General features: G+C 71.5%; 5 protein-coding genes. All 5 read left to right on the forward strand.

Annotated features, from left to right (window positions below; translation table 11 throughout):
* The first annotated feature begins 124 nt into the window (after window positions 1–124).
* Window positions 125–1,243, forward strand: coding sequence for a transaldolase (gene tal, locus ABFY07_RS40175; protein WP_346179205.1), 1,119 nt, complete (start codon window positions 125–127; stop codon window positions 1,241–1,243).
* 3 nt (window positions 1,244–1,246) lie between these two features.
* Complete coding sequence (gene zwf / locus ABFY07_RS40180; protein WP_346179206.1) at window positions 1,247–2,788, forward strand: glucose-6-phosphate dehydrogenase; 1,542 nt, start codon at window positions 1,247–1,249, stop codon at window positions 2,786–2,788.
* Window positions 2,785–3,756, forward strand: coding sequence for a glucose-6-phosphate dehydrogenase assembly protein OpcA (opcA, locus tag ABFY07_RS40185; RefSeq protein ID WP_346179207.1), 972 nt, complete (start codon window positions 2,785–2,787; stop codon window positions 3,754–3,756). Before zwf ends, opcA begins: the two co-directional genes overlap by 4 nt.
* Window positions 3,749–5,407: a glucose-6-phosphate isomerase gene (pgi, locus tag ABFY07_RS40190; protein WP_346179208.1), complete on the forward strand. Its 1,659-nt coding sequence runs from the start codon at window positions 3,749–3,751 to the stop codon at window positions 5,405–5,407. The genes opcA and pgi overlap by 8 nt, the downstream gene beginning before the upstream one ends.
* A 1-nt stretch (window position 5,408) precedes the next feature.
* Window positions 5,409–6,000 (forward strand): NADP-dependent phosphogluconate dehydrogenase (locus ABFY07_RS40195; protein ID WP_346179209.1); only part of this gene is annotated, 592 nt, incomplete at its 3' end.

Here is a 6,000-nt window from a genome sequence, read left to right on the forward strand (position 1 = left end):
GTGCATCACATCGCCCGGGCCCCGGAATAGCGGCGGCACACCCCGCGTTCGCCTAAATGTTTCATAGTTAAACAAATGAGGGATCGGGCCCACACGGACGAGATCCCGCGGGAGAAGCGGAATCATGACTGACGCACTCAAGCGCCTGGCCGAGGAAGGCGTCGCGATCTGGCTCGACGACCTGTCGCGCAAGCGCATCGCCTCCGGAAACCTGGCCGAGCTGATCGAGCGGAACCATGTGGTCGGGGTGACCACCAACCCGTCGATCTTCCAGAAGGCGATCTCCGGCGGCGACGGCTACCAGGACCGGCTCCGCGACCTGGCCATCCGGGGGGTGACCGTGGACGAGGCCATCCGCATGGTCACCACCGCCGATGTGCGCGACGCCGCGGACATCCTGCACCCGGTGTTCGCCTCCACCGGCGGCCGGGACGGCCGGGTCTCCATCGAGGTCGACCCGCGGCTGGCGCACCACACGGCCGCCACGATCGCCGAGGCCAAGCAGCTGGCCTGGCTGGTGGACCGGCCCAACACCCTCATCAAGATCCCGGCCACCGAGGCCGGGCTCCCGGCGATCACCGAGGTCATCGGCGCGGGCATCAGTGTGAACGTGACGCTGATCTTCTCCCTCGACCGCTACAAGGCCGTGATCGACGCCTATCTGACGGGCCTGGAGAAGGCCCGGGCGGCGGGCCTGGACCTGTCGGAGATCCACTCCGTGGCGTCCTTCTTCGTGTCCCGGGTGGACACCGAGATCGACAAGCGCCTCGACAAGATCGGCACCGACGCCGCGCAGGCCCTCAAGGGCCGGGCCGCCCTCGCCAACGCCCGCCTCGCCTACCAGGCGTACGAGGAGGCCTTCGCCGGCGAGCGGTGGCGGTCCCTGGAGCAGGCCGGCGCGAACCGGCAGCGCCCGCTGTGGGCCTCGACCGGCGTCAAGGACCCCGCCCTCCCCGACACCCTCTACGTCACCGGGCTGGTCGCCCCGGACACGGTCAACACCATGCCGGAGGCCACCCTGGCGGCCACCGGCGACCACGGCGAGATCACCGGCGACACCGTCCGCTCCACCTACGCCGAGTCCAGGGCCGTCCTGGACGAGCTGGCCGCGCTGGGCGTCTCGTACGACGAGGTCGTCCGGCTGCTGGAGGACGAGGGCGTCGAGAAGTTCGAACAGGCCTGGCTGGACCTGCTCGCCTCCACCGAGGCCGAGCTGCGGCGCCTGGCCCCGAAGGAGGCCTGAGCCATGTCGGCGACCACCGCGGGCCGGTGGGTCAACCCGCTGCTCGACCCCTCGGACCGCCGCCTGCCGCGCATCGCGGGCCCGTCCGGCCTGGTCATCTTCGGCGTCACCGGCGACCTGTCCCGCAAGAAGCTGATGCCGGCCGTCTACGACCTGGCCAACCGCGGCCTGCTGCCCCCGGGCTTCTCTCTCGTGGGCTTCGCCCGCCGCGACTGGGAGGACGAGGACTTCGCCCAGGTCGTGCACGACGCGGTCAAGGAACACGCCAGGACCCCCTTCCGCGAGGAGGTCTGGCGGCAGCTCGCCGAGGGCATGCGCTTCGTCCCCGGTGAGTTCGACGACGACCAGGCGTTCAAGACCCTCCGCGAGACCGTCGACGCCCTCGACACGGCGCGCGGCACCAGCGGCAACTTCGCCTTCTACCTCTCCGTACCGCCGAAGTTCTTCCCCACCGTGGTGCGGCAGCTCAAGCGGCACGGCCTGTCCGACGCGCCCGAGGGGTCCTGGCGGCGCGCGGTCATCGAGAAGCCCTTCGGACACGACCTGGCCTCGGCCGAGGAGCTGAACCAGGTCGTCCACGAGGTGTTCACGCCCGACCAGGTCTTCCGCATCGACCACTACCTGGGCAAGGAGACGGTCCAGAACATCCTGGCGCTGCGCTTCGCCAACCAGATGTTCGAGCCCCTGTGGAACCGGTCATACGTGGACCATGTGCAGATCACCATGGCCGAGGACATCGGCATCGGCGGGCGCGCCGGCTACTACGACGGCATCGGCGCGGCCCGGGACGTCATCCAGAACCACCTCCTCCAACTCCTCGCGCTGACCGCGATGGAGGAACCGGCCGGATTCGACGCCGAATCGCTGGTGGCGGAGAAGCTGAAGGTCCTCAAGGCCGTCAGGCTCCCCGCCGACCTCGGCGCGCACACGGTGCGCGGGCAGTACGCGGCCGGCTGGCAGGGCGGCGAGCCGGTGGCGGGCTATCTGGAGGAGGACGGCATCGCCCCGGACTCCAGGACCGACACCTACGCGGCCGTCAAGCTGGAGGTGGACAACCGCCGGTGGGCCGGGGTCCCCTTCTACCTGCGGACCGGCAAGCGGCTCGGGCGGCGGGTCACCGAGATCGCGGTGGTCTTCCAGCGCGCCCCGCACTCCCCCTTCGACACCAGCGACACCCAGGAGCTGGGGCAGAACGCGCTGGTCATCCGGGTGCAGCCGGACGAGGGCATCACGGTCAGGTTCGGCTCCAAGGTGCCCGGCACCTCCATGGAGATCCGGGACGTGACGATGGACTTCGCCTACGGCGAGTCCTTCACCGAGGAGAGCCCGGAGGCGTACGAGCGGCTGATCCTCGACGTCCTGCTGGGCGACGCCAACCTCTTCCCGCGCACCGAGGAAGTCGAGGAGTCCTGGAAGATCCTCGACCCCGTGGAGGGGTACTGGGACACCCACGGCACACCCGAGCAGTACACCGCCGGGACCTGGGGTCCCAAGGCCGCGGACGAGATGCTCGCACGAGACGGACGGAGCTGGCGCCGGCCATGAACATCGACCTCACCAACACCACCTCGAGCAAGGTCAACGCGGCCCTGGTGGAGGCCCGCCGGACAGCGGGCGGACCGGCCGTCGGCATGGTGCTGACCCTGGTCGTCGTCACCGACGAGGGCAACCACTACGACGCGCTCAAGGCCGCCGCCGACGCCTCCCGGGAACACCCCTCCCGGATCCTGGCGGTCATCAAGCGGCCCGGCCGCACCCCCCGCGACCGCCGCACCGCGCGCCTCGACGCGGAGGTGCGCCTCGGCGGGGACGTCGGGGGCGGCGAGACCGTCGTCCTGCGGCTGCACGGCGAACTCGCGGACCACGCCGACTCGGTGGTGCTGCCCCTGCTGCTGCCGGACGCCCCGGTGGTGGTCTGGTGGCCCGTGGACGCCCCCGCCCGGCCCGCGCAGGACCCGCTGGGCGCGCTCGCGCAGCGGCGGATCACCGACGCGTACGCCGTCGAGCAGCCGCTGGAGCAGTTGGCGGCCCGAGCCGCCTCGTACGCCCCCGGCGACACCGACCTGGCCTGGACCCGGCTCACCCCCTGGCGGGCCATGCTCGCGGCCGCGCTGGACCAGGCGCGTACCGAGGTCACCTCGGCGGTGGTGGAGAGCGAGGCGGACAACCCGAGCGCCGAGCTGCTGGCCCGCTGGTTCGCCGACCGGCTGAGGGTGCCCGTGGAGCAGGTCGTCTCCGCCGGCCCGGTGGTCACCGGGGTGCGGCTGCGCACCGCCACGGGGGACATCCACATCGACCGCCCCGACGGCCCGGTGGCCACGCTGTCGATCCCCGGCCAGCCCACCCGCACCCTCGCGCTGAAGGTGCGCGGCACCGCCGAGCTGATCGCCGAGGAGCTGCGCCGGCTCGACCCCGACGAGGCGTACGCCGCCGCCCTGCGCGCCCACGTCACCGCCCCGGCGGCTTCCGCGACTTCCCACAAGCACGAGCAGAAGGAGCAGCAGGATGCCTGACCCCGCCCGTCTCGACCGACTGCCCGAGTGGACCGCGCTGGCCAAGCACCGCGAGGAGCTCGCCGGGGTCCGTCTGCGCGAGCTGTTCGCGGCCGACCCCGGGCGCGCCGACCGGTACGCGCTGCGCGTCGGGGACCTGTACCTCGACTACTCCAAGCACCTGGTGACCGAGGACACCCTGCGGCTGCTGCGGGAGCTGGCGCAGGCGCGCGGCGTCGCGGAGCTGCGGGACGCGATGTTCCGCGGCGAGAAGATCAATGTCACCGAGAACCGGGCCGTGCTGCACACCGCGCTGCGCGCGCCCCGCGACGCCGTGATCGAGGTCGACGGCGAGAACGTGGTCCCGGGTGTGCACGCGGTCCTGGACGAGATGGCCGCCTTCGCGCGGCGGGTCCGCTCCGGCGAGTGGACCGGCGCCACGGGCAAGCGCGTCCGGACCGTCGTCAACATCGGCATCGGCGGCTCCGACCTGGGCCCCGCGATGGCGTACGAGGCGCTGCGCCCATACACCGCGCGGGAGCCGGCCGTGCGCTTCGTGTCCAATGTGGACGGCGCCGATCTGCACGAGGCCGTGCGGGACCTGGACCCGGCCGAGACGCTGTTCATCGTCGCCTCGAAGACCTTCACCACGATCGAGACCATCACCAACGCCACCTCCGCCCGCCAGTGGCTGCTGGCCGGTCTCGGCGCCGGGGAGGAGGCCGTGGCCAGGCACTTCGTGGCGCTGTCCACGAACGAGGAGAAGGTGGCGGAGTTCGGCATCGACCCCGCCAACATGTTCCGGTTCTGGGACTGGGTCGGCGGGCGGTACTCCTTCGACTCCGCCATCGGTCTGTCGCTGATGATCGCCATCGGCCCGGAGCGGTTCCGCGAGATGCTCGACGGTTTCCGCCTGGTCGACGAGCACTTCCGCACCGCCCCCGCGGAGGCCAACGCGCCGCTGCTGCTGGGGCTGCTGGGCGTGTGGTACGGCGCGTTCTTCGACGCGCAGTCGCACGCGGTGCTGCCGTACAGCCACTACCTGTCGAAGTTCACGGCGTATCTGCAGCAGCTGGACATGGAGTCCAACGGCAAGTCGGTGGACCGCGGCGGCCAGCCGGTGGAGTGGCAGACCGGCCCGGTGGTGTGGGGCACCCCGGGCACCAACGGCCAGCACGCCTACTACCAGCTGCTGCACCAGGGGACGAAGGTCGTCCCGGCCGATCTGATCGGCTTCGCCCGGCCGGTGGCGGAGCTCGGCCCGGAACTGGCCGCCCAGCACGACCTGCTGATGGCCAATCTCTTCGCCCAGGGCCAGGCGCTCGCCTTCGGCAAGACGGAGGAGGAGGTGCGCGCCGAGGGCATCGCCGAGGAACAGGTCGCGCACCGCACCTTCCCCGGCAACAGGCCCACCACCACCATCCTGGCCACCGAGCTGACCCCCTCGGTGCTCGGCCAGCTGATCGCGCTGTACGAGCACAAGGTGTTCGTCCAGGGCGCGATCTGGAACATCGACTCCTTCGACCAGTGGGGCGTGGAGCTCGGCAAGGTCCTGGCCAAGCGCGTGGAACCGGCGCTCACCGAGGGCGCCGACGTGCGCGGCCTGGACGCCTCCACCGCCACCCTGGTCGCCACCTACCGTTCACTGCGCGAGCAGGGGAGGAACGACTGACATGCGGCTCGGACTCATCGGCCTGGGCAGGATGGGCGGCAACATGCGCGAGCGGCTGCGCCGCGCGGGCCACACCGTCATCGGCTACGACCGCGACCCCAAGCTCTCCGACGTCGCCGGCCTCGGCGAGCTCGTCGGGGAACTCGAAGGCCCGCGGGTGGTGTGGGTCATGGTCCCCGCCGGCGGCCCCACCCAGGCCGTCATCGACGAGCTCGCCGGCCTCCTGTCGCCGGGCGACATCGTGGTCGACGGCGGCAACTCCCGCTGGACCGACGACGAGAAGCACGCCGAGCAGCTGGCGGCGCGCGGCATAGGCTTCGTCGACGCGGGGGTCTCCGGCGGCGTCTGGGGCCTCGAAAACGGCTACGCGCTGATGGTGGGCGGCGACGCGGAACACGTCGCGGCGGTCAAGCCCGTCTTCGACGCGCTCAAGCCCGAGGGCGAGTTCGGCTTTGTCCACGCCGGGAAGGTGGGCGCCGGCCACTTCGCGAAGATGGTCCACAACGGCATCGAGTACGCGATGATGCAGGCCTACGCCGAGGGCTGGGAGCTGCTCGAGGCCGTGGACTCGGTGGAGAACGTGCGCGAGGTCT

Source organism: Streptomyces sparsogenes subsp. cuspidosporus (assembly GCF_039532705.1).
In the GTDB taxonomy this organism is placed as follows: Bacteria; Actinomycetota; Actinomycetes; order Streptomycetales; family Streptomycetaceae; genus Streptomyces; species Streptomyces sparsogenes.